The sequence below is a fragment of the Haladaptatus cibarius D43 genome (assembly GCF_000710615.1).
Classification (GTDB): Archaea; Halobacteriota; Halobacteria; order Halobacteriales; family Haladaptataceae; genus Haladaptatus; species Haladaptatus cibarius.
Genome location: NZ_JDTH01000002.1, coordinates 1,050,286 through 1,077,029 on the forward strand (window position 1 = coordinate 1,050,286; position 26,744 = coordinate 1,077,029).

28 protein-coding genes and 2 pseudogenes are annotated in these 26,744 nt (G+C 57.6%); 11 read left to right on the forward strand and 19 right to left on the reverse strand.

The genetic code is table 11. The features are described from left to right. Positions 1-31 precede the first annotated feature (31 nt). The 3 genes from dnaK to HL45_RS10900 all read right to left on the reverse strand — a co-directional run bounded on the left by dnaK (position 32) and on the right by HL45_RS10900 (position 3,204). Positions 32-1,954 carry a molecular chaperone DnaK gene (dnaK, locus tag HL45_RS10890; protein ID WP_049971129.1) on the reverse strand — a complete coding sequence of 641 codons (1,923 nt, stop codon included), beginning with the start codon at positions 1,952-1,954 and terminating at the stop codon, positions 32-34. 178 nt (positions 1,955-2,132) lie between these two features. Further along, positions 2,133-2,804: a nucleotide exchange factor GrpE gene (locus HL45_RS10895; protein ID WP_049971130.1), complete on the reverse strand. Its 672-nt coding sequence runs from the start codon at positions 2,802-2,804 to the stop codon at positions 2,133-2,135. A gap of 52 nt (positions 2,805-2,856) precedes the next feature. Then, on the reverse strand, positions 2,857-3,204 hold the full coding sequence (locus tag HL45_RS10900) for a DUF7344 domain-containing protein (RefSeq protein ID WP_049971131.1): 348 nt from the start codon (positions 3,202-3,204) through the stop codon (positions 2,857-2,859). A gap of 325 nt (positions 3,205-3,529) precedes the next feature. Between HL45_RS10900 and HL45_RS10905 the strand changes: the two genes are divergently transcribed. The 4 genes from HL45_RS10905 (at position 3,530) to HL45_RS10920 (ending at position 6,457) form a co-directional block, all read left to right on the forward strand. Further along, positions 3,530-3,916, forward strand: a complete 387-nt coding sequence (locus HL45_RS10905) for a hypothetical protein (protein WP_049971998.1) — start codon at positions 3,530-3,532, stop codon at positions 3,914-3,916. Positions 3,917-4,035: 119 nt separating this feature from the next. After that, a complete protein-coding gene (locus tag HL45_RS10910) occupies positions 4,036-5,337 on the forward strand; it encodes an MFS transporter (protein WP_049971132.1) in 1,302 nt (433 codons plus the stop codon). A gap of 426 nt (positions 5,338-5,763) precedes the next feature. After that, positions 5,764-6,138: a DUF7541 family protein gene (locus tag HL45_RS10915; protein WP_049971133.1), complete on the forward strand. Its 375-nt coding sequence runs from the start codon at positions 5,764-5,766 to the stop codon at positions 6,136-6,138. 109 nt (positions 6,139-6,247) lie between these two features. After that, complete coding sequence (locus tag HL45_RS10920; protein ID WP_049971134.1) at positions 6,248-6,457, forward strand: DUF6684 family protein; 210 nt, start codon at positions 6,248-6,250, stop codon at positions 6,455-6,457. A 67-nt stretch (positions 6,458-6,524) separates the two neighbouring features. Here HL45_RS10920 and HL45_RS10925 read toward each other — a convergent pair whose 3' ends face one another. The 4 genes from HL45_RS10925 to HL45_RS10935 are packed head-to-tail and all read right to left on the reverse strand — an operon-like array spanning position 6,525 to position 8,926. Further along, entirely contained in the window at positions 6,525-7,043 is a 519-nt protein-coding gene (locus HL45_RS10925) for an HTH domain-containing protein (RefSeq protein ID WP_049971135.1), read from the reverse strand. 27 nt (positions 7,044-7,070) lie between these two features. Beyond that, positions 7,071-7,427 carry a site-specific DNA-methyltransferase gene (locus HL45_RS21805; protein ID WP_267879598.1) on the reverse strand — a complete coding sequence of 119 codons (357 nt, stop codon included), beginning with the start codon at positions 7,425-7,427 and terminating at the stop codon, positions 7,071-7,073. After that, complete coding sequence (locus tag HL45_RS10930; RefSeq protein WP_049971136.1) at positions 7,360-8,310, reverse strand: DNA methyltransferase; 951 nt, start codon at positions 8,308-8,310, stop codon at positions 7,360-7,362. Before HL45_RS10930 ends, HL45_RS21805 begins: the two co-directional genes overlap by 68 nt. After that, on the reverse strand, positions 8,303-8,926 hold the full coding sequence (locus HL45_RS10935; protein WP_049971137.1) for a hypothetical protein: 624 nt from the start codon (positions 8,924-8,926) through the stop codon (positions 8,303-8,305). Before HL45_RS10935 ends, HL45_RS10930 begins: the two co-directional genes overlap by 8 nt. A gap of 228 nt (positions 8,927-9,154) precedes the next feature. Here HL45_RS10935 and HL45_RS20400 point away from each other — a divergent pair. Beyond that, positions 9,155-9,262 (forward strand): annotated as a pseudogene (locus tag HL45_RS20400) (IS6 family transposase); the annotation flags it as partial. Between the two features lie 94 nt (positions 9,263-9,356). On the opposite strand, the gene HL45_RS20405 reads toward HL45_RS20400, so the two are convergent. Then, complete coding sequence (locus HL45_RS20405) at positions 9,357-9,725, reverse strand: hypothetical protein (protein WP_144240063.1); 369 nt, start codon at positions 9,723-9,725, stop codon at positions 9,357-9,359. Positions 9,726-9,795: 70 nt separating this feature from the next. Here HL45_RS20405 and HL45_RS21410 point away from each other — a divergent pair. Next, positions 9,796-9,900, forward strand: a pseudogene (locus HL45_RS21410) (IS5/IS1182 family transposase); the annotation flags it as partial. Positions 9,901-10,128: 228 nt separating this feature from the next. Further along, positions 10,129-11,046: a hypothetical protein gene (locus HL45_RS20410; protein WP_144240064.1), complete on the forward strand. Its 918-nt coding sequence runs from the start codon at positions 10,129-10,131 to the stop codon at positions 11,044-11,046. A gap of 128 nt (positions 11,047-11,174) precedes the next feature. On the opposite strand, the gene HL45_RS10940 is transcribed toward HL45_RS20410, so the two are convergent. The 5 genes from HL45_RS10940 to HL45_RS10955 form a co-directional block, all read right to left on the reverse strand. Then, on the reverse strand, positions 11,175-11,885 hold the full coding sequence (locus HL45_RS10940; RefSeq protein WP_049971138.1) for a hypothetical protein: 711 nt from the start codon (positions 11,883-11,885) through the stop codon (positions 11,175-11,177). Positions 11,886-12,019: 134 nt separating this feature from the next. Next, positions 12,020-12,274 carry a hypothetical protein gene (locus tag HL45_RS10945; protein WP_049971139.1) on the reverse strand — a complete coding sequence of 85 codons (255 nt, stop codon included), beginning with the start codon at positions 12,272-12,274 and terminating at the stop codon, positions 12,020-12,022. Further along, positions 12,274-12,420, reverse strand: a complete 147-nt coding sequence (locus HL45_RS20845) for a hypothetical protein (RefSeq protein WP_158413691.1) — start codon at positions 12,418-12,420, stop codon at positions 12,274-12,276. Before HL45_RS20845 ends, HL45_RS10945 begins: the two co-directional genes overlap by 1 nt. Beyond that, a complete protein-coding gene (locus HL45_RS10950; protein WP_049971140.1) occupies positions 12,417-13,013 on the reverse strand; it encodes a hypothetical protein in 597 nt (198 codons plus the stop codon). Before HL45_RS10950 ends, HL45_RS20845 begins: the two co-directional genes overlap by 4 nt. 17 nt (positions 13,014-13,030) lie before the next feature. Beyond that, complete coding sequence (locus tag HL45_RS10955) at positions 13,031-15,169, reverse strand: DUF5817 domain-containing protein (protein ID WP_144240065.1); 2,139 nt, start codon at positions 15,167-15,169, stop codon at positions 13,031-13,033. Positions 15,170-15,278: 109 nt separating this feature from the next. Between HL45_RS10955 and HL45_RS10960 the strand changes: the two genes are divergently transcribed. The 3 genes from HL45_RS10960 (at position 15,279) to HL45_RS10970 (ending at position 17,994) form a co-directional block, all read left to right on the forward strand. After that, positions 15,279-17,045 carry a cbb3-type cytochrome c oxidase subunit I gene (locus HL45_RS10960; protein ID WP_084156865.1) on the forward strand — a complete coding sequence of 589 codons (1,767 nt, stop codon included), beginning with the start codon at positions 15,279-15,281 and terminating at the stop codon, positions 17,043-17,045. A gap of 259 nt (positions 17,046-17,304) precedes the next feature. Next, on the forward strand, positions 17,305-17,571 hold the full coding sequence (locus HL45_RS10965) for a DUF7520 family protein (protein WP_049971143.1): 267 nt from the start codon (positions 17,305-17,307) through the stop codon (positions 17,569-17,571). A 24-nt stretch (positions 17,572-17,595) separates the two neighbouring features. Beyond that, positions 17,596-17,994, forward strand: a complete 399-nt coding sequence (locus HL45_RS10970) for a universal stress protein (protein ID WP_049971144.1) — start codon at positions 17,596-17,598, stop codon at positions 17,992-17,994. Between the two features lie 97 nt (positions 17,995-18,091). On the opposite strand, the gene HL45_RS10975 is transcribed toward HL45_RS10970, so the two are convergent. From HL45_RS10975 to HL45_RS10995, 5 genes are all read right to left on the reverse strand, one after another. Continuing rightward, positions 18,092-19,702, reverse strand: a complete 1,611-nt coding sequence (locus HL45_RS10975; protein ID WP_049971145.1) for a long-chain-fatty-acid--CoA ligase — start codon at positions 19,700-19,702, stop codon at positions 18,092-18,094. Between the two features lie 346 nt (positions 19,703-20,048). Next, on the reverse strand, positions 20,049-22,028 hold the full coding sequence (gene acs / locus HL45_RS10980) for an acetate--CoA ligase (protein ID WP_049971146.1): 1,980 nt from the start codon (positions 22,026-22,028) through the stop codon (positions 20,049-20,051). Between the two features lie 104 nt (positions 22,029-22,132). Further along, positions 22,133-22,936, reverse strand: coding sequence for a competence/damage-inducible protein A (locus HL45_RS10985; protein WP_049971147.1), 804 nt, complete (start codon positions 22,934-22,936; stop codon positions 22,133-22,135). A 108-nt stretch (positions 22,937-23,044) separates the two neighbouring features. Continuing rightward, the gene (locus HL45_RS10990; RefSeq protein ID WP_049971999.1) at positions 23,045-24,745 is read right to left on the reverse strand and encodes an acyl-CoA mutase large subunit family protein; all 1,701 of its coding nucleotides are present in this window, start codon (positions 24,743-24,745) and stop codon (positions 23,045-23,047) included. A 240-nt stretch (positions 24,746-24,985) separates the two neighbouring features. Continuing rightward, positions 24,986-25,426 carry a hypothetical protein gene (locus HL45_RS10995; RefSeq protein WP_049971148.1) on the reverse strand — a complete coding sequence of 147 codons (441 nt, stop codon included), beginning with the start codon at positions 25,424-25,426 and terminating at the stop codon, positions 24,986-24,988. 155 nt (positions 25,427-25,581) lie between these two features. Between HL45_RS10995 and HL45_RS11000 the strand changes: the two genes are divergently transcribed. Continuing rightward, a complete protein-coding gene (locus tag HL45_RS11000; RefSeq protein ID WP_049971149.1) occupies positions 25,582-25,848 on the forward strand; it encodes a hypothetical protein in 267 nt (88 codons plus the stop codon). 41 nt (positions 25,849-25,889) lie between these two features. On the opposite strand, the gene HL45_RS11005 is transcribed toward HL45_RS11000, so the two are convergent. Beyond that, a complete protein-coding gene (locus tag HL45_RS11005) occupies positions 25,890-26,642 on the reverse strand; it encodes a CBS pair associated ParBc domain-containing protein (RefSeq protein ID WP_049972000.1) in 753 nt (250 codons plus the stop codon). Positions 26,643-26,744 lie beyond the last annotated feature (102 nt).

Here is a 26,744-nt window from a genome sequence, read left to right on the forward strand (position 1 = left end):
AGTAAAGTAGGGGAATACTTGAATCGCCCGTCTATTCGTCGCTGTCGTCGTCCACGTCTTCGAAGTCGGCGTCCACGTACTCGTCTGCGTTCTGGTCGTCAGCACCGGCACCTGCGCCCGCACCGGGTCCGGCACCGCCCATGCCGCCAGGGCCAGCGCCGCCGCCCATTCCGCCGGGACCTGCGGCACCGGCCTGTTGGGCTTGCTCCTGTTGCTGGTACATTTGCTTGCCGATTTCCTGAAGCGCCTTGCTCAGGTCTTCCGTCGCGGCTTCGAGTTCGTCTTTGTCCACGTCCTCAGCTTCGAGCGTCTCTTGGACGTCTTCGATTGCATCCCGGATGTCGGCTTCGAGTTCCTCGTCGATGTTCTCCTCGTTCTCTTCGAGGAGCGTCTCGGCGCGCTGAATCGCGCCTTCGGCGGCGTTGCGCGCTTCGATGAGTTCACGCCGTTCTTTGTCCTCTTCTGCGTGCTGTTCTGCTTCTTCCTGCATGCGCTCGACTTCGTCGTCCGAGAGACCGGCGCCACCTTCGATGGTGATTTCCTCGCTGTTGCCCGAACCGTGGTCTTCGGCGGAGACGTTGACGATACCGTTTTCGTCGATGTTGAACGCGACTTCGATTTGCGGCGTTCCGGCGGGTGCTGGCGGAATGCCTGCGAGGTGGAACTCGCCGAGCAGTTCGTTGTCTTGTGCCATCTCGCGCTCACCCTGGAAGACGCGCACCTGCACCGAGGTCTGGTTGGCTGCTGCGGTCGTGAAGATTTTTGATTCTTCAGTTGGGATGGTCGTGTTCTTGTCGATGAGACGCTCGAACAGGCCACCTTTCACTTCGATACCGAGCGAGAGCGGCGTCACGTCGAGCAGCACGATGTCGTCCACGTCGCCGGAGAGGACGCCGCCCTGAATCGCCGCGCCGAGCGCGACTGCTTCGTCGGGGTTGACGTTCTTTTTCGGTTCCTGTCCGGTGAGTTCTTCGACCTGTTCCGCGACCTGCGGCATGCGGGTCGAACCGCCGACGAGGATAACCTCGTCGATGTCGCCCTTGTCGTAGCCCGCGTCCGAAAGCGCCTGTTCGGTCGGTTCGACCGTGCGGTCGATGAGGTCGTCCGTCAGCGATTCGAACTTCGCACGGGTGAGACTGTTTTCCAAGTGAACCGGGCCGTTGTCCGTCGCGGTGACGAACGGGAGGTTGATGTCCGTCTCCTTTCGACTGCTGAGTTCGATTTTCGCCTCTTCGGCCGCGTCCTTGAGTCGCTGGAGCGCCTGCCGGTCGTCGCGGAGGTCGATACCATGTTCAGATTCGAACTCCTTGGCGAGATAGTCGATGATGGCGTGGTCCCAGTCGTCGCCACCGAGGTCGTTGTCACCGTTCGTGGCGACCACTTCGTAGACGCCACCACCCAAATCGAGGATGGAAACGTCGAACGTTCCTCCACCGAGGTCGTAGACGAGAACCGTCTGGTCGGACTCGTCGTCAAGTCCGTACGCCATCGACGCGGCGGTCGGTTCGTTGACGATGCGCTCTACGTCGAAGCCAGCGATTTCACCAGCGTTCTTGGTCGCCTGTCGCTGTTTGTCGTTGAAGTAGGCGGGAACCGTGATGACCGCCTTTTCCACGTCGTCGCCGAGATACTCCTCGGCGTCTCGTTTGATTTTCTGGAGAATCATCGCCGAAATCTGTTCCGGCGTGTACTCCTCGCCTTCGATTTCGACGCTGTAGTCCTCGTCGCCCATGTGGCGCTTGATGGACTGAATCGTCTTCTCGGGGTTCTGAACGGCCTGATTTTTCGCCGGTTTCCCCACGAGACGCTCGCCGTCATCGGAGAACGCGACGACCGAGGCTGTCGTCCGGTCGCCTTCCCCGTTGACGATGATTTCAGGGTCGCCACCTTCCATTACCGCGAACGCGCTGTTCGTGGTACCGAGGTCGATACCGAGAATCTTGTTACTCGTCATTTGACGCTATCTTGCGCTTTCGCTCCTTTAAACCTTGCTACACAGGACGAACCGGGAAACGAATTGAATCGGACGCCCGCATGCGATTTTTATAAAATCGACAGACGGAAAAGAGGGGGTATATATGTTGACCGCAATCAGATTATTTCTGTATTATCTATTCGCTCACTAGAATTTACTACTCGTCGGAACCATCGCCGCTTCCGTCACTCACAGTGACTTGCGCGGCCTGCAAGACTTTATCGGCCATCTCGTAGCCCGGTTGGTACACGTCCGCGATGGTATCTTCGGGATGGTCGCTCTCGACCCGGAGCATCACTTCGTGGCGTTGTGGGTCAACCTCCGCACCCGGTTCGGGGTCGATTTCCGCGACGTTCTCGTCCTCGAACACGCGGTCGAGTTCCTTTAGCGTGAGTTCGACGCCACCGCGAAGACTCTCGACATCCTCGTGTTCTTCCTCGACGGCGCGTTTTAAGTTGTCTCGCACGTCGATAAGACGGTCGACGACGTCCTCTGTCGCGCGCTTTTCGAGTTGTTCTTGTCGCTTTTTCGCCCGCTTTTTGTAGTTCTGGAAGTCGGCTTGCTTTCGCTTCAGTCGCGTGCGAAGGTCGTCGATTTCGGTTTCCTGTTCCTGTCGTTCCGACTCGATGGCGACGAATCGCTCTTCGACAGTCCCCGCAAGGCTCTCGTCGTGAGCCGCGATTTCCGCGACGAGGTCGGCTTCTTCTGCGCTCAGTACGTCTTCGTCGGTCGGCTGTTCGCCCGTCGTGCTTTCGTCAGCCGGTTTCTCGCTTGGAGTGTCGTCTTCGACGTGGTCGTCGTCTGTCGTCTGGACAGGCTCCTCGGTCATACATACTGAAAGTCCGTGCGTGCGTTTAAGGGTTACAAAAACAGACCGCGGTCTACGAGAGCCAACCCAGTTCGATTCGAGTCAACAGGGAGACGAGCGTCTCGGCTGTAAGCGAATACCTCGGTCGACCGACCAGTCCGCTCAGGGGATCGTACTCGACCAACCCGCGATAGGAGAGGGTGGGAAGGCTGTTCTGCGACAGGTCGTCGAGAACTGATTCAAACGTTTCGTCGGGAACCGATTCGGGGGCGATTCCGTGTTCCAATCCGGCGACCTCTCTGGCGAGCACTTCCACTCCCATCGGAGCGTTCTCTGCGTGGCGAGTGAGCGAATAGAGGATGTACCGGTTTCGCTGTGCAGACAGGCTAACCACCACTGAACCGACAGACCCCCGAGCCATTCTCAGTCCCTTCCATAGTCGCCGTGAACGAATTTTAACCCCCGCAACCGTTTTCCATCGTTCAGTGTTCGTAATGCGAGGCGAGCACGGGACAACGACACCCGTATCCGAGCGTTCCGAACGACGAAACTGGATGTGGCTGTTTCATCGAACCCCGGTCGTCGGTAACGATGGCTTCGCGCCGATAAGCCAGCGTTCGAGCGCGTTCACGCACGCTCGTTCGTTTCTTCTTTCCCGCCCTGCTCTGATACCGAACAGAATCACCTCCCTACTCGTGCCAGCACGGGACACAACCCTTTTCGGGCGTGCGAAAGAACGGAGAGGTATGGCAGACGAGGAAGCCAACGAAGACGACAGCGGAAACGATGGCGAAGAGAAATCGTTCCGAGAACGCGTCGAGGAAATCAGGGAAAAACGTGCGGAAGAGGGCGACGAAGACCGAGAAGACCGAGAGGAACGCCTGAAAGAAGCCCTCGGTGGCGGCGGCCCGGGCGGTATGGGCGGTGGCGGAGGAGGAGGGAACCCGTTCGCACAGATGATGGGCGGCATGATGGGCGGCGGCCCCGGTGGCATGGGCGGCGGGCCGGGCGGTCGCGGCGGCGAATCTGCCGGAAACGAAGATCTCACCCGTGAGGTTCGACAGCTTCGGGACGAAGTCCGTGACGTGACCCGACAGCTTCAGCGCATCGCAGACGCGCTCGAAGACGACTAGTCCGGTATTTTTGCGGTCACGATTTCCGAAACGGTCGTAACCTGTCACCCAACTTTCGGCAATTGTATAACCGAAAACGGGGTTTCTTATAGCTCGCATGCCTGTTTCGGTTCGTAACAGTGTCCGGGGAGACGAGCGACAGCAGTTCACTTGGCCTGCTCACCAACCGCGAGTTTATCGCCATTTCCAGCACCGCGTTCGCGCGAAGTCAAGCGTACTCGACGATTCTCATCGCGCTGGCGCTGTACGCCGACATGTTCCAGACGACGAGCACCGTGGAAGGACTGTTCGGCACGGCGTTCGCAATCGTTCAACTGTTCATCGTTCTTCCACTGGGTCGGTACATCGACACGCGAAACTCGAAGCGAATTTTGCTGTTCGGACTCCTGCTCAACGTCGTCGTCTTCGTCGGTTTCATGTTCGTCGAAAACGTCACCCACGTCATTCTCGTTCGCGTCTTGCAGGGAACCGCCGCGAGCATCCTCTGGTTGACCGGAATGACCGTCGTCGGTGAAATCAGCGACGAGGGTTCCCGCGGACTGTGGATTGGAACCTACAATCAGGTCGGCGCAATATCGAGTCTCATCGGGGACATCGTCGGCGGACTCCTGCTTTACGTCTACGGCTTTCAGGAAACCTACATCGCGCTTTCCCTCGTCACTCTCGGCGCGTTTTTCTCCGTCCTCCTGTTCCTTCGGGACAACCCCGGCGGACGAAAAGACCCCGAGGATTCGAGCGGCAGAGAAACCATCGAGATGCTTCTCGGACGCTCGGCCATCAAAGCCCTCGTCTTCTTTCGCCTCTCGTTCAGCGTCGGAAAGATGGCGGTCATCACCTTCCTTCCCATCTACGCCTACACCGAGTTCGGCATCAACCCGTTCATGGTCGGCGGCATCATGGCGGGCGGAAAACTGACCAAAGCCATCACGCAAGGGAAGGTCGGCCACTGGACAGATCGCATCAAACACACCCACTGGTTCATTCTCGCGGGCGCGCTGGTGTACGCGCTCGGCACCGCGCTCATCCCACTCGCCGGATTCGCACACATCTACATTCCGGATACGACCGTCACCGCGCTGGGCGAGGAGATGGCGCTCCCCGGAGCCTTCTTCGTCCTCTTTGCGGCCTACGCCGTCCTCGGAATCGGGGACAGCCTCCGCCTTCCGGCCAGCATGGCCCTGTTCGTCGGCGAGGGCGAGCAGTTCGACGCCGTGGCCTCCAGCCTCTCCCTGCGCTCTATCGCGTGGAAAGTCGGACAGGTCGGCGGCCCAGTGCTGGTGGGTGCCATCTGGGACGCCACGAGCGTCCTCGTCGCGTTCTGGACTGCGTCGGGATTCATCGTCGTGTCGTCGGCCGTGTTCGCGTGGCTGTACAGCACCGACCCCGCGCGCGAGCAGGTCGATGCCGTCGGCGGGGATTAGCGGCGAAACGTTGGTAGCGTCTGTTGATTTGAGATCGTTCGTTATTTTTCTGGGGTGAAGGTGGTCGCGTCCTCGGCACGATTTGGAACAAGCCACAGATTTCGGTAGGGCGAGTTACCACCGAAAAACGGCTGACTAAATTTGGGTTGGCCGGGTGCGCTCGCGCGCGCGGCCTCCGGCAGCTTCGGAGGCAACGGGCGACGCGAGGAGTGAGCGACTGTAAGGAGCGAGTGACGAGCGAGGGCGTGACCTACAGTCGTGACTTCTGCGGTCGTTACCCCACTGAAATCAATATCAACATATCGCAGGCGTGGTTTACAACCCACAGTTACAGACACACCAGTAGCCTCCGGAACTCCAAATTCACTCTCTCGTCCCGTTAGCCGAAGACGGAACGATGAAACCACTGAAGCCCTAAATGCGACCATGGACGAACAACCGGGACTCTCCGACCAGTACCGAAAATCCAGTCCGTGGCCGCTGTTCGTCGCGTTCGGGTTGGCGCTTTTCGAGGTCGGTATCGTCATGGCGCAGTATCTCTTTCCCGTCGCCGTCGGCGGCATGCTGATGTTTGTCGGGAGTTGTGTCGGCATCCTCCGCGAGTCGGAGTACATCAAAAATCCGTGGAAAGGACTCGTCGTCTCGGCGGGACTGGCGTTCGCCGTCGGCGGCGTCGTCTGGACGATGACGACCGGCGACGTGCGACTTCGGGGGACGGCCATCCTCATCGGCGGTGTCATCCTCCTCGTCGGTGCGATTGCCGGTGCCCTCTGGACGGGTTCCAGTATGAACGCGTCGTAAATGTCGAAGATAAAGTAATTCGGAGCTATTTCGACTCCGTTTGGGTACGATTTCTCGCTACCACGAACCATTAACCTATTTGATGCCCCCTTCGTTATCTCCACGTACTATGGCAGAACGTGTCTTCGACCGGGAAACGATACTCGACACCACGGTTAACGTGATTCCGCTCGGCATAATGGCGTTTTTCTTCGTCGTTTTCCTCGTCTTCGCGCCGTGGGGCGGCAGTTCCCTCGTCGGCCTCATCAGTTTCGCTCTCATCGTCATCCCGTTCATCGGGCTGGCTCTGCTAACGTATCTCACGGCACGAGTGATATAGACGAAGTCGTAACCTAACCTGTTCTTTGCACGAAATACTATAAACAAACGTGCACTCAGTAGGAGTGTCATGTCGAACGGAGTCGATTTCCAAGGATTCGACCGAGAGTTCCGCGCCGAGCTCCACCAGCGGTGAGGTAATCCAGATGCTTGCGTTGACGCTCGTTCAAATCGGGTGACGGACTCTGGGTGACCTCGTTTTCGACGTGATGTGTCTCCGGCTCTTTTTCCATCTTCCCACGGTCGAACAGCCAGTCATTCCGCGACTCGACCGCCCGGACGACGCCACGGTAATCGTCCTGTTCGAGCAACCCCTCAATGGCAGTTCTGTAGATCGACTCGGTGAATGCGTCGGCCCGTGTTTCGCTGATGGCATCGACGATGTACTCGCGAAGTCGGTCGATGTCTTGGGAGATCTGTGACTGAGAGACGTCGTAGCGTTCGCCAAGTCGAGTTTGGTTGACCGCTCGTGGATGGTTCGCCCGCTCGATAATTTGGAGGATTTCTGCCCGGCGCTGTTGCCAACTATACTCGTCGGGTGGCGTGTCCTCGGGGACAGTTATCACTCTGTAATCGATGTCTCCCATGCAGATTCCTCGAAGTATAAGTGAGTATTAGTCGTCGTCCGCAATGGTCTGGTTGACAGACGCGGTCATCTGACGCTTTGCCTCGCGGATTCGACGCTCAATGATTGGCTTATAGGCCCCCTCCTCGTCTAATTCAAACCCGACAAAGTTCCGCTCGTTCTGGATTGCCGCGACCGCGGTCGTCCCCGACCCCATAAATGGGTCAAGGATGAGTTCGCCTTCTGTTGTCGTGTATTTGAGCGCTTTCTCAACGAGGCTTGTAGAAAACGGCGCCGGATGTTTTCCGTAGTCGCCTTGATTATCTATGGCCGCATCGTTAACATCCCAGACACTCGGTGCTTTCAGATGTTTGAGTTCTGATTGCTCTTCTGAGTAGTGATAGATTGGTTCCCAGTCCCGCTGGAATTGCCCTCCTGCTGGAAGGTAGGGACGATGATACTGGTCTTTTTTTCCAAACAATCACAGAACGGAGCGGAAGCCCGACAAGGTCATGTACCCAGTCGTGTTTTTCCATCTTCCCCTCACCGTATCGCTGATCAAGATTGATGAATATGTGCCCATCGGGCTTCGTGACCCTCACCAGTTCCGAGAACACTGCACCAAGGAACTCGCGGAACTCCTTTTCTGTCCGGTCGTCGGTATAAGCGACTGCTTCCGATTTTCTGTCCCCTGATTGAGTCTTCTCAACGTTATATGGTGGACTGGTGAACACCATGTCAACACTATCATCTTCTAGATGCTCTTGCATCCCATCGATACAGTCCATGAAATGGACATCATGTTCTACGTCATACTCGTATGCAATTGAACTACTCTTATTGACGCGAATTTCCGCAAGGAGGTCATCCAGATCCTCGTCAGCCGCGTCCGTGAGGTCGGCAACCGCATCGCTTTTGCCGTTGTTCAGGAGGTAATCGTATTCAAGCGCATCACGCTTTTTGTCGTGTTCGCCCCGATTCTTGTTCATCTCCTGTCGCCAGAGACGACGGTCTGCTTCGTCGATGTTGAACTGCCGGACGGGGACTTCTGCAAGGCCTAGCTCTTGTGCCGCTCGCCAGCGGTGTTCCCCGTCCGCGATGACACCGTCGGTGTTTGTCAGAATTGGCCCGCCCAGCCAGCCCTCCGACCGCATTCGGTCGATGAGTAGGCCGAACTGTTCGTCCGACATCTCATTTGGATTGTCGCCGTCTGTTTCGAGGTCGTCTACCGGTACTGTCCCCTCAAATTCGGGTTGAGGGAGGTCTTCGAGGGATAGGTCGTCACTCATCGGTGTCTCCGTTATCGTGGTGTTCGGTTCCGCTTCCAGCTTCGCCGGTCAGTTTATCGAGGTGCGCGCGCTGCTGCTCGGTCAGTTCGTGCTGGTGATCGTGGGTGTGCGTGTGGTCGCCGTTGACTTCGAGGGTGTATTCCTCGGGCGGCGTCAGTCTGAATTTGTCACAGATATTCTCGTATCGACGGAGGAATCGCGGGTCGCCGCTTCGGTCGAACTGCATGAGACAGCGGGCCGCCGCAGTCTGGGCAACTTCCTGCGTGCCTTCCGGCGACCCAAGTAGCTCTTTCGCGTCGTCGAAGGCATCGCGTTCTTCGTCGGTCAGGTGGCGGGTGAAGTGTTTGGAAAATGCACCGTGCGAAACGGCGTTCTCGTTTCCTTCCGGTGCCCCCGCTCCGTCTCTCTCGCCACCGTTTCCACCGCCGTGATTTGACCACCTCCCTTCGGTGACATCGGGGCCTAAGCCCCAGCCTTCGGGCTGGCCGCAGTAGCCCTCAAAGATGACCTCGTCGTCTTCGTTCTTCGAGATTCGCTTGCCGTTGCAGGTGCCGTCGGGAGGGATTGTCGGGACATTTTCCGATAAGTTCCCGACCAACTCTGATTCGTCTTCCATGGGTTGATTGATTTGAAAATGGGAATTACGGGCCGAGTCCACTCGCGCTGGGAGACGAAAGACGACCACTGGACGGGATCGGCGGGTCGAACGCAGACCGGACGGAGCGACCGTCGCGACCGTGCCGGGCGATGAGGTGACAGCGTCGGCACGTCGCGGTGAGGTTGTCGTCGTTGCTGTTGTTCCGATTCCGGTCGCGGTGATGGACTTCTATCTGTGAGACTTCGTCGGCCGAGCGTCCAGCGCTGGCTTGAACAGTTTGTGCATTACTATAATCAGCAGAGACCGGCCCAATATCTCAACAGCCGAACATCTGTCGAGAAGAAACTAAACTAGACAGTGCCATACTTATGGTATATTTACAAAGATTCAAATTAGTAGAGGATATATAATAGTATTTTAGAAATTGGGATAAACCCGAAGTGAACTACTATGCTGCGTTTTCAGCACTCATAGACTCATAGGTGACTCCAAAGGCCCACATTGTAATCATCCCACCAAAGGTTAATAATGATATGCTAACACGAAGTGACTGCTGAAGTGGGAGAGTCGGACTGATACCAACGAGAGAAACGAACAGAAGGAATCCCGTGCCAACCCCACCCATAATTGCAGTACGTTGGTTTGTTGAATCGTCATACAAAAGTTTAGGCTGTGAAATTAAAAGATATACCCCACTTGTATATACAATTGCACATGCGATCGCAAGTATGAAATCTGGATAGAGAAATTTATGGGTTGTACCTCCGATAAGAATACCTATTGTAGCAGATAATACAGTTTTCCTCAATTTTTCCATAGTGAGAACAACACTATGTGTTGATAAAATTCTTCTGATTGGGAACGGTCAAAGGTTTGAATGTGAGCGTGAATTCTCGAAGCGACGATACACACTCCACAATCACATCGTCCTGCTCTGTCCCAAAATCCGGAGGAACACGACCCACCGGACACTTCCCAACGAACTCATACAATGACAAAGAATATCATGACCAGATGATTCGAGTACTGACTCGAGAAGAAGAGTTCTCTCGCCCATTAAACACCGAAATTTCTTGCCACTCCACAAGGGCATGGACACTGGGTTAGTTACTGGTACAGTAAAATAGTATAATAGTAATTAAACTAAAACAAACTATGAGACTGAATAACATAACTAGATATAAATAAATTTAAAAAGAATGAATGTATTTTTGAACTTGATGTCAAAAGATATTCCAAACGGAATGAGTAGAAGACAATATATGAAGAGTGCTAGTATCGCAGGAGCTAGCGCTATTGCTCCCGCATCTGCGAAATCAGTCTCGCAGAGAAAGGAGGTTGAAGTAAATCAACTACGGGAAAAGAAAGCAAGTAAAACTCTCTCTATCGCCGAGAATGACGACGAATTCCAAAATTTAATTGCGGGACTCAAAAAAGATGGGCGATCCATCAATTTATCAAAAAGTGATAAATCGGCTTACGAAATCGTTCAAAAGGTAGAGAAGACAGATCAGAAAAGCAGTTTCCGGATTGCATCATTCAACCTAGAAGACTCAAACTCAAACGAAACTATCGAAATCGCAGCCCGAATCCGAGATAATGATCAATCACACCGATTCAACCCATTCACATCGAATCTAATTGTAGAGCCGATGTGTTATGTACATAGAAATCCAGAGACGAACAATAGTGGGGAAATTTCTACCCAGTCTACTCTCTCTCAGAAGGCGACAATTTATTTAGCGGATGGGAGCGGCCCAAGTATTGAGAGCGAGGCGATCAATGAGACACACGAAACTATCAAAACTAAATATGGCTCTGTTAATAAATCGGAATATACTCTAAGTATAAATTCAAAAGACGGTGTTTCTATCCAAGGAGCAAACCCCATCTGTGGAGCAGCACCAGACATTTCTTGCAATGTCTGTATGGCGGCGATCGGTGTTACGAATGAAGGGATCTGTACCCTTGGCTCTGCTGCATACTGTGCGATTGCAACATCTCAAACAGTTATCGGACCAGTTGCGTGTGCGGGTCTATTCTTTGTTGTCTGTACTCTGCTGAACGTTACTGTCTGGAATCCAAAAGAAATCTGTAATGATATGTGTCTCTGTGAGGATGGGTGGATGCCCTGGTAGGTCTGGTTTGCCACGACAGATTCAACATCGTCCTCTGTCCACAACGGGTGCCAGTGTTCATCGAAGACTGTTCCTTCGACTATCTCTTCGCGGAACTCCCACCGGATTTTCTCGGGTATCATTTGGAATCATGCATCGTCGCTCGGTGGAAGCGCGGGCATCTCGTTCCACCCGCAGAACAAACATGAGTAGCCACTAACTGTCCACGGTGCATAGCAGTGACAATCCGGACAGCGCGGTGTGCCGTCGGCATCGACGAACGCACGACCGTCGTCGCCATGTTTCGGCTCTCGTTGGGATGGCGGATCTGGTATCTGTTGGAGGTCTTGGTACGAAAACGAAGACCGCGAGTGCGCCTGTTCGACGGCAAGTCGGAAGTTGTCGTCATCGCGACCGCCCCATTTGGGGAGTCGCTTCCGGTGAGCCACCGCGGCGACGAGCAGGTGCGGGTCGTGCGGGATACGCTTTCGCATGAGCTGAGCGGAGAGTTCCCACGCGACTTCGACGGCGTCGTCTTTCGCGAGAGGTCGCTGGGTATCGTGGAGCGACCCGCACTTGCACGCTCGCGGTGGGTTCTGTCCTTCGGTTCCTGCTTCTGGAACCGGCCGAGTCGTATCCATCGCCGGAACGTAGAAGCGGACGAGGCCCTTCGCTCGCTCGGCGGCATGTGAGTGCGGCAGGATGACGTGGCGATTATGCCGGAAGCAACTGTTGCAGATTTCGGGGTCGCGTTGGATCAGTTCGACGAAGACGTTCTCTGGACGACGTTTTTTCGGCGGTGCGTGCTGGTCTTTTGGTTCCCACTGGTAGGCGGGACTCTGATTTTGGACGGAGGCCATTGGTGGTTGAATCCAGCAGACGCTCGACGTGTGGTGCGCCGATGTGGAGAAAAGCGTCGCTGGTGAGATGGCCTGCCCGTCCACGCGGGCAGGGGTTATCCTCTTCTTAGTGACTCTGTCGGCATAGGCTTTACTTAGATTTCGTCAGAATCGTCAGCGAGTCTGTAATTCTGGCGCGGTCGCTCACCCCGCTTCGGGATGGCAATTACTGTCTCCAGACGCCACTTTTCGGCAAGATTACGACAACGTTCGAATATGTTACTGCGACTGGCTTCGAGTTCGTCGGCAATATCTGTTGGATGTGCGCCGGGCTGAGATTCGTCTGCCGGGTCATCGAGCTTATCAACAGCGGCGAGGATTTCGTCGTCAGGGATTCTTGAGCGTGGCATTAGCGGTTGATGTCCGTTGGTCGGATGCGTTTCAGTTCGACCAGTTCGCCGTTGGGCGCTCGAATGGCAACAACGCGGTCGGGGTCGTCGTCGATGGTCTGGAGTGGTGCGCCGAGAACGAACTCCGTTGGCAGGTTGACGGTCATTCGTCCTCCGGGTCTGGTTTCCGGCGGCGATGCTTCTCGGCGTTCCACCCGCAATCGACACAGGCGCGAACGCCGCTGGATTCATTCATCGGAGCGAAGCCACCGCACTCCGGACAGGGGTCGGTCGTCGGGCAGTCGATGCTCGTATCGAACATCGTTATCGGTAGTCCTCCAGTGTTGTCGTGTTCGGGAGGTCGAACGCATCGTAATCCTGCCTCTCGTGTCGGGGTGAGGTTGCGCTCGCGGCACATCCGCTGGACGGCGGTCGCGTAGGCCGACCGGTCGTGGTCGGTAACGACCGGGATTTCAATCGCGAACTCCGGTGCATCGTCGCGAAGTTCATCAGGGGTTTGCAGTCGCTTCCGGAGTTGGTTGGCAAAGGCCGCCTTTTTGCTGTTGAACGCGCCGACGAACACCACGTTTCCGATGAGATTTCCGTAGGGTTCGTTTGCGTCAATCGACGGTGTGAGTGCCTCTTCTTGTTTGTCTTCGCGGGATTCGAACAACTGCCGATAGGCGCTGTGGTGTCCGTACCGCGACTGGATTGCAAGCCCGATTGCGAACGTCTTGTGGAGATGAGTGGCGGCATGCACGGCGACGAGGCGAACGGCTACACAGCCCCGATTGCGAACGTCTTGTGGAGATGAGTGCAGTCGGCATCGAAGTTCTGGGCGAATTTCGGCAGGCGAACCTCGCGGGTCAGCCCGACGTCGTTCAGGTCGAGCAGGTGAACCATCGTTCCGGCCAGCCCGAGTGCTTCTCGGGTGATGACGCCGCGGAACTCGGCTTCCGAACACTCGAAGTCGCCGCGGTTGAGTCGCTTCGTCATATCGCAGAGGTGGTTCTCGGCGTCGCGGAGTTCGGCGATGTAGTCCGCACCGTCTTCGACGCGGTTCGGAAGATAGCCGAGACAGCGCGACGACCACAGGAAGTCGCGATGGTTTTCGACGAACTCGGCGAACTGCCCATCCTCGTCCAGTCGTTCTGGTGGGAGCACTCGGTTGAACGTCCGGGTGCTGGCTAACGCTCTTGCGATACACACCCAGAACTGCATGGGGCCATCGTACTCAGCAGAGACTACCAAGTGGTCGCGGTCGGCGTCGTAGTACCAGCCCGGTTCGCCGCGGTCGTCCTTCTCTTGGAGCGGGTAATCGACGATACCGACCCCGTTTTCGGGGGCCGAGGCCACCGCACCGATTGCGTTCCACCGTGCCAGCCAGCCGATGCTGTGGTGGTGCGGAAGGCGGGTGCGATCGGTGTCGTCCTCTGGGGAGGGGGCCTCGTGTGTGCGCGTGTTTACACGGCTATCGTCTGACGGATTGCACACTTCGCTAAAGGCATCATCAAGTCGCCGCTGTTGTGCGATTTCGTCGTCTAACCAGTCGAGATACTGTTCGCCCGCTCGGAGCAGTTCGACGTGCTTGTTCTGGTCGGTGCCGAAATCTGCGGCCAACCCGAGTTCAATGATTCCCGCTTCGGACGAGGTACCGTGCAGACACTGCGACCGCCGCGATGGCGACAGTGACGCCGCAGAATCGAGAGCGCTGTACGAGAGGGTTTGACCGGACTCTGCTCGAAGCGCTCGAAGGATTCGAACCTGCGTGCTGTTCTGTCCCAGTTCCTCCCTTGCTCTTTCGACGCGCTTACCCACACTCTCAGGATGCTGTGTGTTGGAGTCGTAGCTAACAGGGAGTTTGTCGCGATGGTCGGCGAAGAGTCGTTGGTGGCGCAGACCACTTCCGACGAGCCGAACCGAACACCCTGCCGCGAGTTCGGCGAGATACTCGCAAACCATCTCGCGTTGTGAGCGGTCGAGGTTCCAGAACGACTCCGAGAGTCGAACGTCGATGGTCGGTTCCTCGTCGGACAGCGCGAGGAGGCGACCGACAACGAACGTATCCTCCAGTGACGACCGACCGTGACCGGTCAACCGGAGTCGGTCGATGAACGTTTCGACCGCGTCCGATGACCCTTTAGCAATCTGTGTAACGAGTCCAGGGAGGTTGCTGTCTTCGAGTTCGATACCCGCATCATCGAGGATCGCGGCAATCGTGAGGCTGTCTCTCTCCTCCGCAATCTCACGAAGCACGTCTGCCAGCATTTCGCGGACGTGGTCGGTCTCAAGAACGGCCTTCGATATACTTGATAGCGGTTTATTGAGCGCGATGGTCGCGACCGAATTGATTGGTGGCTGTTGAGTGAATGTCATCTCGCCCGCGATGCCAAGGTCGGGGACATCGACATCGAGGTCATCACTGCGTTCGAGATACTCCTCCAGTTCCTCGCGGAACGCGCCCATCCACCACTGACCAACTTCAGCGGCTTCTGCTTCGAACGCCGAATAGTACTCCGAAAACGCTTCCTTCGCTTCGTCGCTGAAGACCGCGTTCATCCGATCGTGATACTGCTCGTACTCCTCACCGAATGCGGAGTAGTACTCCGAAAAGGCCTCCTTCGCTTCCTGTTCGAGGAACTCGGCCTGTGTCTCGATGTCCTGCTGGATTCGAGTTTCAAGCGCGGCGTAGTTTTCGACGTTCTCGAAACGCTCTCGTTCCCCTGCTTTCTCGGCGAGGATTCTAGCGCGGACTTGCGCGGCGACCTCGCGCTCGTCGTGACTGAATCGGATTCGGAGCGTCTTCGCGTCGTGCTGGTGGCCGCAGAGCCGACACTGGGCCGTTTGTTGTTCGCGAACGTCTTCGACTAACCAGAAGCCGTGGCAGGTCGAACACCCGACGACGTTGTACGTCACGCCGGGCACCCCCTGTTATGCGAAGATGTCGCATAGTCAGGCGATGATTTCCGACTCTCTCCGTCGCATAACCTAACCTTTCTTTACCCCGTAGTACTCACCCTCTCGCATGGCAGCTACAGGGCAGATAGCTCTCACCGTAGTGATGGGAGTGTTTTTGCTGGCGGTCGCCACGTTCCTCGCCCGAATCGAGGACTGGCGGTCTTACACGCCTCTTAGCGGAGGGGGCTATGGGTATGCAGAATCGACCGGGCAGGCCCACGAGGAGAAACCTGCCGGAATCATTCGGTGGTTAACGACAGTTGACCACAAAGACATCGGCCTACTGTACGGAACGTACGGTATCATTGCCTTCGCGTGGGGTGGCATCGCAGTGCTTCTCATGCGTGCGGAACTCGCCGCACCGGCGACGGACTTCATTGATCCGAACCTCTACAACGGGTTGTTGACCACGCACGGCATCACGATGCTGTTCCTGTTCGGGACGCCCATCATCGCGGCGTTCTCGAACTACTTCATCCCGCTTCTCATCGGCGCGGACGACATGGCGTTCCCGCGAATCAACGCCATCGCGTTCTGGCTCCTGCCACCCGCGGCGATTCTCATCTGGTTGGGATTCCCGCTCGCGATGCTCGGGTTCAACGTCGAACCCGCACAGTCGAGCTGGACGATGTACACGCCGATTTCCGCGGAGCGCGGCCTCTCGTCCAATCCGGACGTCCTGAACCCCGGGATGGACTTCATGCTCCTCGGCCTGCACCTCTCCGGTGTCAGCGCGACGATGGGTGCAATCAACTTCATCGCCACCATCTTCACCGAGCGTGGCGACGATGTCGGATGGCCTGACCTCGACATCTTCTCGTGGACCATCCTGACCCAGTCGGGACTCATCCTGTTCGCGTTCCCGCTTCTCGGGAGTGCGCTCATCATGCTCCTGCTCGACCGGAACTTCGCCACGACGTTCTTCACTGCGGAGGGTGGCGGCCCGATCCTCTGGCAACACCTGTTCTGGTTCTTCGGCCACCCTGAGGTGTACATCCTCGTCCTGCCGCCGATGGGACTGGTCAGCCTCATCCTCCCGCGGTTCGCAGGGAGAAAGCTGTTCGGGTTCAAGTTCGTCGTCTACTCGACGCTCGCAATCGGTGTCCTCTCGTTCGGTGTCTGGGCGCACCACATGTTCGCCACGGGTATCGACCCACGGCTTCGCGCGAGCTTCATGGCGGTGTCGATGGCGATTGCAATCCCGAGCGCGGTGAAGGTGTTCAACTGGACTACGACGATGTGGAACGGTCGGCTTCGAATGACGACGCCGATGCTGTTCTGTGTCGGTTTCATCTCCAACTTCATCATCGGCGGCGTGACCGGCGTGTTCCTCGCGGCCATCCCGGTTAACCTCGTGCTCCACGACACTTACTACGTCGTGGGTCACTTCCACTACATCGTCATGGGTGCCATCGCCGTCGCTGGCTTCGCAGGCATCTACTACTGGTTCCCAATCTACACCGGTCGAATGTACCAGAAGAAACTCGCACACATGCACTTCTGGCTCACGATGATCGGAACGAACGTCACGTTCTTCGCTATGCTGTTCCTCGGTTACGGCGGCATGCCCCGACGATACGCGACGTTCCTCCCGCAGTTTGCAACCATGCACCAACTCGCCACCGCGGGCGCGTTCCTGATGGGTATCGGTCAGCTCATCTTCGTTTGGAACATCGTCCAATCGTGGCTCGAAGGGCCACACGCCCCCGCCGACCCGTGGAAACTCGGCGAGGACGGCCTGCTCACGAAAGAGTGGACGTGGTTCGAGAAGAAACAGGAAACGGCGCTTACAGACGGCGGAGAAGCCGACGGCGCGCACAGTTCGGACGACTAGTCCGACAGCAGTCGAGAATCGTTTGATTCTCGAACAGATCACAATCGAAACGGACAGTAATCGACGGAACCGATTTCCCTTTTGTTTTTCTTTCACCGAGTCGTGATTCAGTTTACGTCGTTGCGAGGATGATTCCCATCGAAAACATGAGTACGGCGATGCCGCCGAGGACGAGCAACAGCAGTTCTTTTTCGGACATACTCGAAATAGGCACGAGTGGATGAAAAGGCTAATCCTTGCCCTGTCGCAACGTTGATTCGTGCCCTCTCGACTCCACGGACGGTGGCTCGTCGTCGGTCTGTACGCCCTCATCGTCTCGTTCGCCGGATTCGTCGGCGTCCTGCTCGGTCTGTACGGTCCGGAGGATATGCGCCCCGTCTCCCTGTTAGGCCTCATCGAAATTCAACCAACAGCCATCGGGTTGGCGATTTTCGGCATGACCACCATCGGACTGTTTCTCGGGGTGTTGCTCTTTCTCGTGATGTTCGTCTCCGAACGCTACGACGAGGCAGACCCGAAGGCCTAAGCCAAACCCCTGCGACGTGCCATCATGTACCACGTTCTGTTGGCGTTGGACGAAACCGAGGCGCGCGCAGTGGCACAGGCAAACGCGGTTATTTCCCTCCCCGAATCGGCATCGAAAGTCAAAGCGGGCCTTTTGCACTCATTTACCGACAATCCGAGCGGCGCGTCCGCACTGCAAATTGCGAGTGTCCGGCGGGCACAGGAAACGTTGGAAGCGGCCGGAGTCGAAACCCACATCGTCGAAGCCAGCGGCAATCCCGCGGACGTCATCCTCGACATCGCCGCGGAACAGGATGTTGACTGCGTCTGCGTCGGCGGGCGACGACGGTCGCCCGCCGGAAAAGCTCTCTTCGGCAGTGTCGCCCAATCCGTTATCCTGAACGCAGACCGACCAGTCCTCGTCACTGGCGGGGGAGAAGTGTGAGAAAAGGACCCCGTCTTTAACGATGAAAAACAGCGGAACGACGGGGTTCCCACCCCGTCGTTCCGCTGAGTTGTCCTACTGAGCCGATTACTGTCGATTATCCCTGCCCGACCATCCTGTCCTCGTCGTCCCACTCCTGTTCGCGGAGTTCGTACTTCTGTACCTTTCCGGTTGCCGTCGTCGGCAACTCGTCCACGAACTCGACTCGACTGACGACCTTGTAGCCAGCCATCTTCTCGCGGGTGAACTCCCGAATTTCTTCCTCCGTGATGCCCGATTCGTCGGGGTTGCCGGTCGCCGGGATGATGAACGCCTTCGGCGTCTCGCCCCATTTGTCGCTCGGTGTCGGAATGACCGCCACGTCGCTGACGCCGCCGTGGTCGAACAGCGTGTCCTCCAACTCGATGCTGGAGATATTTTCCCCGCCGCTGATGATGATGTCCTTTTTGCGGTCTTGAATCGACACCATGCCGTGTTCGTCCACCACCGCGAGATCGCCCGTGTGATACCAGCCCTCCCGGCGGTCGTTGAACGCCTCCTCGGTCGCCTCCGGTTTCTCCCAGTAGCCTTCCATCACCTGATTGCCGCGGACAACGATTTCACCGATCGAGGCGTCATCTCGCGCGACATCCTCGCCGTCCTCGTCCACGACGGCGACTTCGGTTCCGAGGTAGCCGATTCCCTGTCGTTTTTTCAAGGAAAATCGTTCCGGCCCGTCGCCCAGCAGTCGTCTGGCGTCGGAGGTGGTGATGAGCGGCCCTGTCTCCGTCGCGCCGTAGACGTGTTTCAGGTACCATCCGAACTCGTCCTCGACGGTTCTGATGGTCGCCTCCGGTGGGGCGCTTCCCGCGGTGGCAATCCTGACATCCTTTGTGCCCGTCGTTTCCGGGTCGTGTTCCTCGTCGTATTCGATGAGCAGGTTCAACACGGTCGGCGCGGCACAGAAGTACGACACGTCTTCTTCGACCAGCGCTTCGAAAATCGTCCCGGCATCGATACCGCGAGTACAGACGTGTTTCGCGCCCATCCCTGTAATCGCGTAGATGTGGCCCCAGCCGTTGACGTGGAACATCGGGAGCGTCCAGAGGTAGGTGTCGTCGTCCCGAATCTCCTGATGAATCGTGATGAGGTAGGCGTGGAGCGATTCGGTTCGGTGAGTTCGCATCACGCCCTTCGGGTCGCCCGTCGTCCCCGAGGTGTAGTTGATGGTGATGACTTCGTCCTCGTCCATTTCCGGACGCTCGTACTCCGGTTCCGTTTCCGCGATGATTTCTTCGAAATCCTCCCAGTCGCCCTCGGTTTTCGCCGCGTCGTTGCTGACGAACGTCTCCGTCGGCACTGCGCCGCGGATGTCCTCGATTCTCTCGGCGTATTCGTAATCCGCGATTATCGCGTCAACTCCGGCGTCGTTCAGGATGTACTCGAAATCGTCCGGCGTGAGCCGATAGTTCAGCGGCGTGTGAATCGCACCCAACTGCATGATTCCGTAGGCCGATTCGAGGTGGCAGTGCGTGTTCGGGTCGAGGACGGCCACCCGGTCGCCCTTTTCGATGCCGCGCTCCGCGAGCGCCGCCGAAACCCGGTCGGCGCGCTCACCGAATTCGCTGTAGGTGTAGCGCTCTCCCGTGGTCGCCACGACTGCTTCCTGGTCGCCGTAATGATTCCGCGCTCTGTCGAGAAAATCCGTTACGAGCAGTTCACGCTTCATACTGAATTTTGCATCACTGTTCATGATATAGGTTCGGGCTACGGGAACATTTGCAAGACGCGGCAAGTGGTTTTGAGAGATTTGGTTAGACTGCTTGTGACGAGATGTCAGTTGCAACTACCGACGCAGAGTCGCGCCTGTAAGATGTTGATACTGATTTCAGTGGAGCGACTTCTGCGGTGGTCGTCAGGCCACCACAATCAGCGTCTTGCAGGCGTGACACGGCGTTTAAATCTGTAAACGACACGCAACCCCAGAAATCAGTTTCACCGTGAGAAAAGACAGTCCCACTTCGACAGCCGACAAAAAATGAGTCCAGTCGAAATTTCCGAAATCGCGCGTTCAGCTACTCTTTTACTTTCTCTTGAATATCCTCGACGACTTCCGGATTCCGGAGCGTGGAGGTGTCGCCCAGTTCCTCCTCGTTGGCGATGTCCTCCAAGAGTCGGCGCATGATTTTCCCGGAACGAGTCTTCGGCAGTTCCGGCGTGAAGACGATTTCCTCGGGGCGAGCAATCGGGCCGATTGCGTCCTCCACGCCCGCGACGATTCGGTCGTGCAGGTCGTCGCCGCCGTCGTAGCCTTCTTCGGTGATGACGTAGCCGTACACGGCCTCGCCTTTCACGTCGTGGTGACCGCCGACGACTGCGGATTCGGCGACACCTTCGACGCCGACGATGGCCGATTCGATTTCCATCGTTCCGAGGCGGTGGCCGGAGACGTTGAGTACGTCGTCAACGCGGCCGAGAACCGTGATGTAGCCGTCCTCGTCTATCTTCGCGCCGTCTTCGGGGAAGTACACCCAGTCCGCCGGGTCGTCGCTCTCGGTGTCCGAGTACTCTGCCCAATACTCGGAGATGAATCGCTCGTCGTTGTCGTAAAGCGTCCTGAGCATCCCCGGCCACGGCTTGTTGATGGTGAGGTATCCGGCCTTTCCGGGGTCAACTTCCTCGCCGCGCGTATCGACGACGCGAATGTCGATACCGGGAAGTGGCGGGCCAGCGGAACCGGGTTTCATCGTCCCGATGCCGGGGAGCGTGGTCACCATCATTCCGCCGGTTTCGGTCTGCCACCACGTGTCCACGATTGGGCAGTTCTCATTTCCGATGTGTTTGTAGTACCATTTCCACGCGCGTGGATTGATTGGTTCGCCGACCGTGCCGAGCAGTCGAAGCGAGGAAAGGTCGTGTCGTTCCGGATACTGACTGCCCCATTTCATGAATGCGCGAATCGCGGTTGGGGCGGTGTACAGTTGGTCTACCTCGTACTCTTCGACGATTTCCCAGAGACGGTCTTTGTCCGGGTAGTCCGGCGTCCCCTCGTACATCACGCTTGTCGTCCCGAGCGCAAGGGGGCCGTAGACGATGTACGAATGGCCGGTAATCCAACCGATGTCTGCGGAACACCAGTAGGTGTCCTCCGGTTTGATGTCCAGAACCGCCTGCGATGTCCACGCCACGTAGGACAGATAGCCCGCCGTCGTGTGTTTCACGCCTTTCGGTTGTCCGGTCGTCCCCGAGGTGTACATCAAAAAGAGCATATCTTCCGCGTCCCGCGACACGGGTTCGACTTTTGTGCCTTCGTGTTCGCTGATGAGGTCGTCGTAGTCGAGTTCCCCGTTTTCCATCGGATGGTCGTACTCGTCGCCGAGTCGGTTGACCACGATGACGCTCTCTACGTCGTGGTTGACGCCCCCGAGTCCCTCGTCGGCCTTCTCCTTGTGCTGAAGCGGGTCGCCCCGGCGGTAGTAGCCGTCACAGGTGACGAGATGTTCGGAGTCCGCGCTGTTCATGCGAGTGGCGAGTGCGTCCGCCGAGAACCCGGCGAAGACGACGCTGTGGGGCGCGCCGATTCGGGCGCACGCCAGCATCGCAATCGGCAGTTCCGGCACCATCGGCATGTACAGCGTGACGACGTCGTCTTCCTCGACGCCCTGTTCGCGCAGTGCCGCCGCAAACTCGTTCACTTCGCGGTGGAGGTCGCTATAGGTGTACGTTCGCGTGTCGCCGAGTTCACCGATCCATTCGATTGCGGCCTCGTCGCCGCGGTCGGCCAGATGCCGGTCGAGGCAGTTCGCCGAGGCGTTTAGCGAACCGCCCGTGAACCACTCGTAGAAGGGCGCGTTGCCGTCGTCCAGAACGGTGTCGTAGTCCTCGTTCCAGTCGAGCAGGTCGCCCGCTCGTTCCCAACACTCCGGCCAGTTCTCCTCGAACACCTCGTAGATTTCCTCGTCGGCGACGTTCGCCTGCGCAACGAACGATTCCGGTGGCTCGAATGATTCCGCCTCTTCGAGCCGTGCTTCGAGTTCCACGGTATCGTCTGGCATATATCCATGCTAGCATGCTGTAACGAAGGGCATAAAGATATGCTATCTTCACCGACCGGTTCGAAAACTGACTGCCGTCTGGCGTATTTCTCTCGGATAAAATGTTATTGGCCATCCGGATTTGCCACATCGACACTGCTGTTTTCCCGGCCCGATTCCGTCGGTTCGATTTCTTCTGCGACGACGATTTCGACGTTGTTCCGCAACCACGCAACCGCGGCAGAAACTTCTTCGGCATCCGTCGAAGTCACCTTGAGGCGTCCGGGTGTGTCACCCCGACCCGGATAGCTTCCGACTGCGACGTCGAATCGTTCTCGAACAGCAGAGAGCACGCTTCCGAGCGCACCCTCCGGCGCTGGCGTGTGTATCGTCTCCGAGACGACCGCCCCGTCAAACTCGTCCGCGACGAGTTCGAACATCGCCTTCATCTCGCGCGGGATTCCGGGAAAAACGTAGACGTCCTCCACGGCACAGCCCGGTGCCCATCCGGCATCAGTGACCAGCGGTTGCCCCCCTGCCGGGAGTTCCGCGGCCTCGTCCAAATCCAGTTCGAGGTCGTATTCGTCGGTCAACTCCGGATTGTCCGCCGCGAACTGCCGGGCTTTTTCTTCGAGTCGCTCCCGGGTCTGCGCATCGACCACGGCGTTGCGGTCGAGGGCCATCGAAACCGCGTCCATGGTCACGTCGTCCGGCGTCCCCCCGAGTCCGCCGGTGACGATTACTGCGTCGAACGTCTCGCGCCACTCGCGGACGCGGTGCGCGATAATTTCGGCCTCGTCGGGAACGGTCATGATTCGCCGCACCGACCCGCCGCGGTCGTGGATTTTCTCGGCCAACCACGCCGCGTTCGTGTTGACGGTGTCCCCCGCGAGGAGTTCGTCGCCGACGGTGAGAATAGCGACCTGCATCGAAATCCGATAGTCGCTCTCTCTGTATAAATCTTTGAGGCGACTGGTCGCTCGTCCGAAAACGAAACCAATTGGTCAGTTCGACTGACTTCAGACAATCGGACTGGTTCAGGCCAGTCCGATTTTTTCCTGATAGCTGCCGTGTTCGGCCTCGAACACGTCCATGATTTCGCCCATCGTCGCGTAGGCTTTCACCGCGGTGACGATGGCTGGCATGACGTTTTCGTCGTTCTGGATGGCGTCGTCCAGTTCGTCTAATGCGGCTTCAACTGCCTTGTCGTCGCGCTCTTCTTTGACCTCGGCGAGTCGCGCAAGTTGGCGGTCTTGGGTTTCCTCGTCAACCTTCAGAATATCGGGTTTCGTGTCCTCCTCCATGTCGTACTTGTTGACGCCGACGACGATTTCCTCGCCGTCTTCGACGCGCTCTTGGTACTCGTAGGAGGCGTCCTGAATTTCGCGATGGAAGTAGCCGCGGTCGATGCCTTCGAGGACACCGTCGCGCACGGAGCCCTCGCCCATCTCCTTGATTTCCTCGATGTAGGCCATCGTCTTCTCCTCGACTTCTTCGGTGAGCGATTCGACGGCGAAACTGCCGCCGAGCGGGTCGATGATGTCCGCCGCGCCGCTTTCTTCGGCGATGATTTGCTGGGTTCGGAGAGCGACACGAACCGCCTGCTCGCTCGGTAGTGCGAGCGCCTCGTCGAAGCTGTTCGTGTGGAGACTCTGGGTGCCGCCGAGGACGCCAGCGAGCGCCTGAATCGTCACACGAACGATGTTGTTCAGCGGTTGCTGAGCAGTCAACGACTGTCCCGCGGTCTGCGTGTGGAACTTGAGCTGTTTCGATTTCGGGTCGTCTGCGCCGTACCACTCGTCCATCACGGTCGAGTAGATTCGTCGGGCCGCGCGGAACTTCGCAATCTCCTCGAACAGCGAGTTGTGAGAGTTGAAGAAAAAGGACAGTTGTGGCGCGAACTCGTCAACGTCGAGGCCACGCTCCATGGCGTCCTCGACGTAGGCGAAGCCGTCCGCGAGCGTGAAGGCGAGTTCCTGTACCGCAGTCGAACCGGCCTCGCGGATGTGGTAGCCCGAAATCGAGATGGGCTTGATGTTCGGCGTCTCCTCCACCGCGAACTCCACGGTGTCGGTGACGACATCCAGCGACGCCTGTGGCGGGACGACCCACTCTTTCTGCGCGATGAACTCCTTCAGCATGTCGTTCTGGAAGGTGCCCCGAATCTCGTCGCGGGAGACACCCTGCTGGTCGGCCAGCGCGACGTACATGGCGAAGATGACGGGCGCACTCGGATTGATGGTGAAACTGGTCGAAACCTCGTCCAAATCGATGCCGTCGAAGAGGATTTCCATGTCACGGAGGGTGTCCACCGCGACACCCTCCTTGCCGACTTCCCCGTCGGAAAGCGGGTCGTCCGAATCCTTGCCCATCAAACTCGGCATGTCGAACGCCGTCGAGAGGCCGGTCTGCCCGTTGTCGGTGAGATAGTGGAATCGCTCGTTCGTTTCCTCCGCGGTGCCGAACCCGGCGAACTGGCGCATCGTCCACGTCCGACCGCGGTACATCGTCGGGTAGACCCCACGCGTGTAGGGGTCTTCGCCCGGGTTGCCGAGTTCCTCGTCGTAGTCGATGTCGCCCACGTCGTCGGGGTCGTACAGTCGGTCTACTTCGAGATTAGAAACCGTCGCAAAGCGGTCTTTCCGCTCACCGAACCGCTCCAGCACGGGCGAGAGGGTGTCTTCTTCCCATTCCTCTCTTCCCTGCTGAATTTTCTGCAGGTCGTCCTCGTCGTACATGTCCGTATTTTCTTCCGGGCAATCCATTAAGGATTCGGTGACGGGTTGGGGAGGGGACAGTATGACTATCCAAGACAGTGCGCCCAAATTTTCCATTATGCTGGAATCGTTGGAACCGGAAGCCAAGCGAACAGCAATTTCTGGTTGCTGGGGGGTGCAATTCTCGGATTTATGTTCTTAGCAGGTCTGTACGGCCTCTTCTTTCAAGACTAAACGCCACTCTCCCACGCATTCTCTTTCTCACCCGAGAACCGACACGGAAACGCGATGTGCCCCATCGACCGTCTCAATTTCGACCATCTCCACGATATGCTCCCGAACTCCCTCGCGCCACGCCGACACCGCCGCAGTGTGGCGCTCGTGGTGGGCTTCCACGTCGTACTCGTCCGTGGCGTCGGTCGCAGTTGGGTCGGTGTCATCGACCTGCGGATATGGCGGCACCTCGGCAGTGACGAACTTCCGCGGCGGGATTCGAATCGGGCCGGAGCCACCACGTCCATCGTCGGCCGGTTCCGTAGCCTGCACGACGTGGAGTCGGGCACGCACCCGTCCAGCGAACGGGGCCGTGATTCGAAGCACCGTCTCTCGCCCGCGTTCCGTGGCTTCGAGCGCGGTCACAACGTCGTCCGCGTGAACCACGACGACGCGGATGGCCGTCGGGTCGTCGCTCTCGCCGGGCATGGGTTTCGGTGAGTGGCCGAGCGAATTGTAGGTGTCGGTGGGCGATAGAGGGAATTGGCGAGTTCGATGAATGATTGGCGAGTGCGGCGAATCTGCTCACTGCGAAACGAACAATCACCACAAAGCGTTTACTCTACTGAATAAAATCCCGACTGATGAGCGCAAAATCGAAATTCCTCGCCGTTTTTAGCTACATTTCGTTAGCCATCGGTGGTCTCTTCGGACTTCTCGGAAATCGATTTCTCGCGGAAGCCCTCTTTTGGCCGTCCGCCCCGATTGGTGCCTCTGTCCCTGCCCTTATCTCTACCTTCGGGATTGCAACTCTCGTGCTTGGTGTGGATCTGATGGTTCGCCACACGCTGAGAAATCCTTACAGCTATGGTGCCAGTGACACGGTTCGGAACAAGTGGAAGCAGTGGTGAAACGAGAATCGATAGAGAGAAAAGCAGAATCGAAGAGAAGCCTACTGCAATCGCTTCGTCGTCTCGACTAGTGGATGGCGGGCGTAATCGACCACCTGAATGTCGTCGATGGTTTCGAGGCCTTCCTTTTCCGCCGTCTTCTCCATGCCGAGTTCGAGATGGTGGTCGGTAACGATGATGTAGGCGTCCATCTCCTCGATGTCGAGGCGATCTGCGGCCTTCGCGCGATGGTGGCCATCCGCTAGCAGGAGGGTGTGGCCGTTTTCGATGACGACGAGGGGTTCGGCCAGTCCGCGCTCCATTTCGTACACGCGGCCCTCCAATTCGTCGGCGTAGACTTTTCCTTGAGTCGGCACGAGGTTGGCGAGCGGGATTTTCCGGCGGCGTTGGGAAACTTCGGTGTCGTGAATGGATTCGAGCGTCCGCATTAATTTGCCGACCTTCTCCGGCGTGACGCGCTCGATTTGGCTCCGAATGACGTCCGTGTTGCTGATGATGCCGACAAGGTTGCCCGCGTCGTCCACCACTGGAAGTTTCTGAATCCCGGAGCGGAGGATGACGCGCGCGGCGTCGTTTACGTCCATGTCGGGATGGGCGACGATGAGTTCCTGGCTCATCACCTTGAAAATCGGTTCGGGGTCGTCCGCGAGCAGGAGGTCGCGCGCGCTGACGAACCCTTCGACCCGCCGCCCGTCGCACACCGGAAATCCGTTGTGACCGTCGCTTTCGGCGATTCGTCGGGCGACCGATTCGACGGTCGCATCGGGAGAGACGGTCGCTACGTCGCGCGTCATGTAATCTTTGACTTTCGCTTTGATTCCCTCCGTTCCGCCGTCAGAAATGAAACGAACGGTAGGTGGCGACTGGCGACCGTTTTCCTCCTCGGCCTCGTCCAT

Excerpts from the sequence above, each read along its gene's own strand:
- HL45_RS20405 (WP_144240063.1), bottom strand. The coding sequence starts at position 9,725 with ATGGAAAAATTGAGGAAAACTGTATTATCTGCTACAATAGGTATTCTT.
- HL45_RS10915 (WP_049971133.1), top strand. The coding sequence starts at position 5,764 with ATGGACGAACAACCGGGACTCTCCGACCAGTACCGAAAATCCAGTCCG.
- HL45_RS11005 (WP_049972000.1), bottom strand. The coding sequence starts at position 26,642 with ATGACGCGCGACGTAGCGACCGTCTCTCCCGATGCGACCGTCGAATCG.
- HL45_RS10970 (WP_049971144.1), top strand. The coding sequence starts at position 17,596 with ATGTACCACGTTCTGTTGGCGTTGGACGAAACCGAGGCGCGCGCAGTG.
- HL45_RS10995 (WP_049971148.1), bottom strand. The coding sequence starts at position 25,426 with ATGCCCGGCGAGAGCGACGACCCGACGGCCATCCGCGTCGTCGTGGTT.
- HL45_RS11000 (WP_049971149.1), top strand. The coding sequence starts at position 25,582 with ATGAGCGCAAAATCGAAATTCCTCGCCGTTTTTAGCTACATTTCGTTA.
- HL45_RS10935 (WP_049971137.1), bottom strand. The coding sequence starts at position 8,926 with ATGGAAGACGAATCAGAGTTGGTCGGGAACTTATCGGAAAATGTCCCG.
- dnaK (WP_049971129.1), bottom strand. The coding sequence starts at position 1,954 with ATGACGAGTAACAAGATTCTCGGTATCGACCTCGGTACCACGAACAGC.
- HL45_RS10930 (WP_049971136.1), bottom strand. The coding sequence starts at position 8,310 with ATGAGTGACGACCTATCCCTCGAAGACCTCCCTCAACCCGAATTTGAG.
- HL45_RS20845 (WP_158413691.1), bottom strand. The coding sequence starts at position 12,420 with ATGACCGTCAACCTGCCAACGGAGTTCGTTCTCGGCGCACCACTCCAG.
- HL45_RS10940 (WP_049971138.1), bottom strand. The coding sequence starts at position 11,885 with ATGGCCTCCGTCCAAAATCAGAGTCCCGCCTACCAGTGGGAACCAAAA.
- HL45_RS10985 (WP_049971147.1), bottom strand. The coding sequence starts at position 22,936 with ATGCAGGTCGCTATTCTCACCGTCGGCGACGAACTCCTCGCGGGGGAC.
- HL45_RS10990 (WP_049971999.1), bottom strand. The coding sequence starts at position 24,745 with ATGTACGACGAGGACGACCTGCAGAAAATTCAGCAGGGAAGAGAGGAA.
- HL45_RS10920 (WP_049971134.1), top strand. The coding sequence starts at position 6,248 with ATGGCAGAACGTGTCTTCGACCGGGAAACGATACTCGACACCACGGTT.
- HL45_RS10900 (WP_049971131.1), bottom strand. The coding sequence starts at position 3,204 with ATGGCTCGGGGGTCTGTCGGTTCAGTGGTGGTTAGCCTGTCTGCACAG.
- HL45_RS10960 (WP_084156865.1), top strand. The coding sequence starts at position 15,279 with ATGGCAGCTACAGGGCAGATAGCTCTCACCGTAGTGATGGGAGTGTTT.
- HL45_RS10895 (WP_049971130.1), bottom strand. The coding sequence starts at position 2,804 with ATGACCGAGGAGCCTGTCCAGACGACAGACGACGACCACGTCGAAGAC.
- HL45_RS10905 (WP_049971998.1), top strand. The coding sequence starts at position 3,530 with ATGGCAGACGAGGAAGCCAACGAAGACGACAGCGGAAACGATGGCGAA.
- acs (WP_049971146.1), bottom strand. The coding sequence starts at position 22,028 with ATGCCAGACGATACCGTGGAACTCGAAGCACGGCTCGAAGAGGCGGAA.
- HL45_RS20410 (WP_144240064.1), top strand. The coding sequence starts at position 10,129 with ATGTCAAAAGATATTCCAAACGGAATGAGTAGAAGACAATATATGAAG.
- HL45_RS10945 (WP_049971139.1), bottom strand. The coding sequence starts at position 12,274 with ATGCCACGCTCAAGAATCCCTGACGACGAAATCCTCGCCGCTGTTGAT.
- HL45_RS10975 (WP_049971145.1), bottom strand. The coding sequence starts at position 19,702 with ATGAAGCGTGAACTGCTCGTAACGGATTTTCTCGACAGAGCGCGGAAT.
- HL45_RS10925 (WP_049971135.1), bottom strand. The coding sequence starts at position 7,043 with ATGGGAGACATCGATTACAGAGTGATAACTGTCCCCGAGGACACGCCA.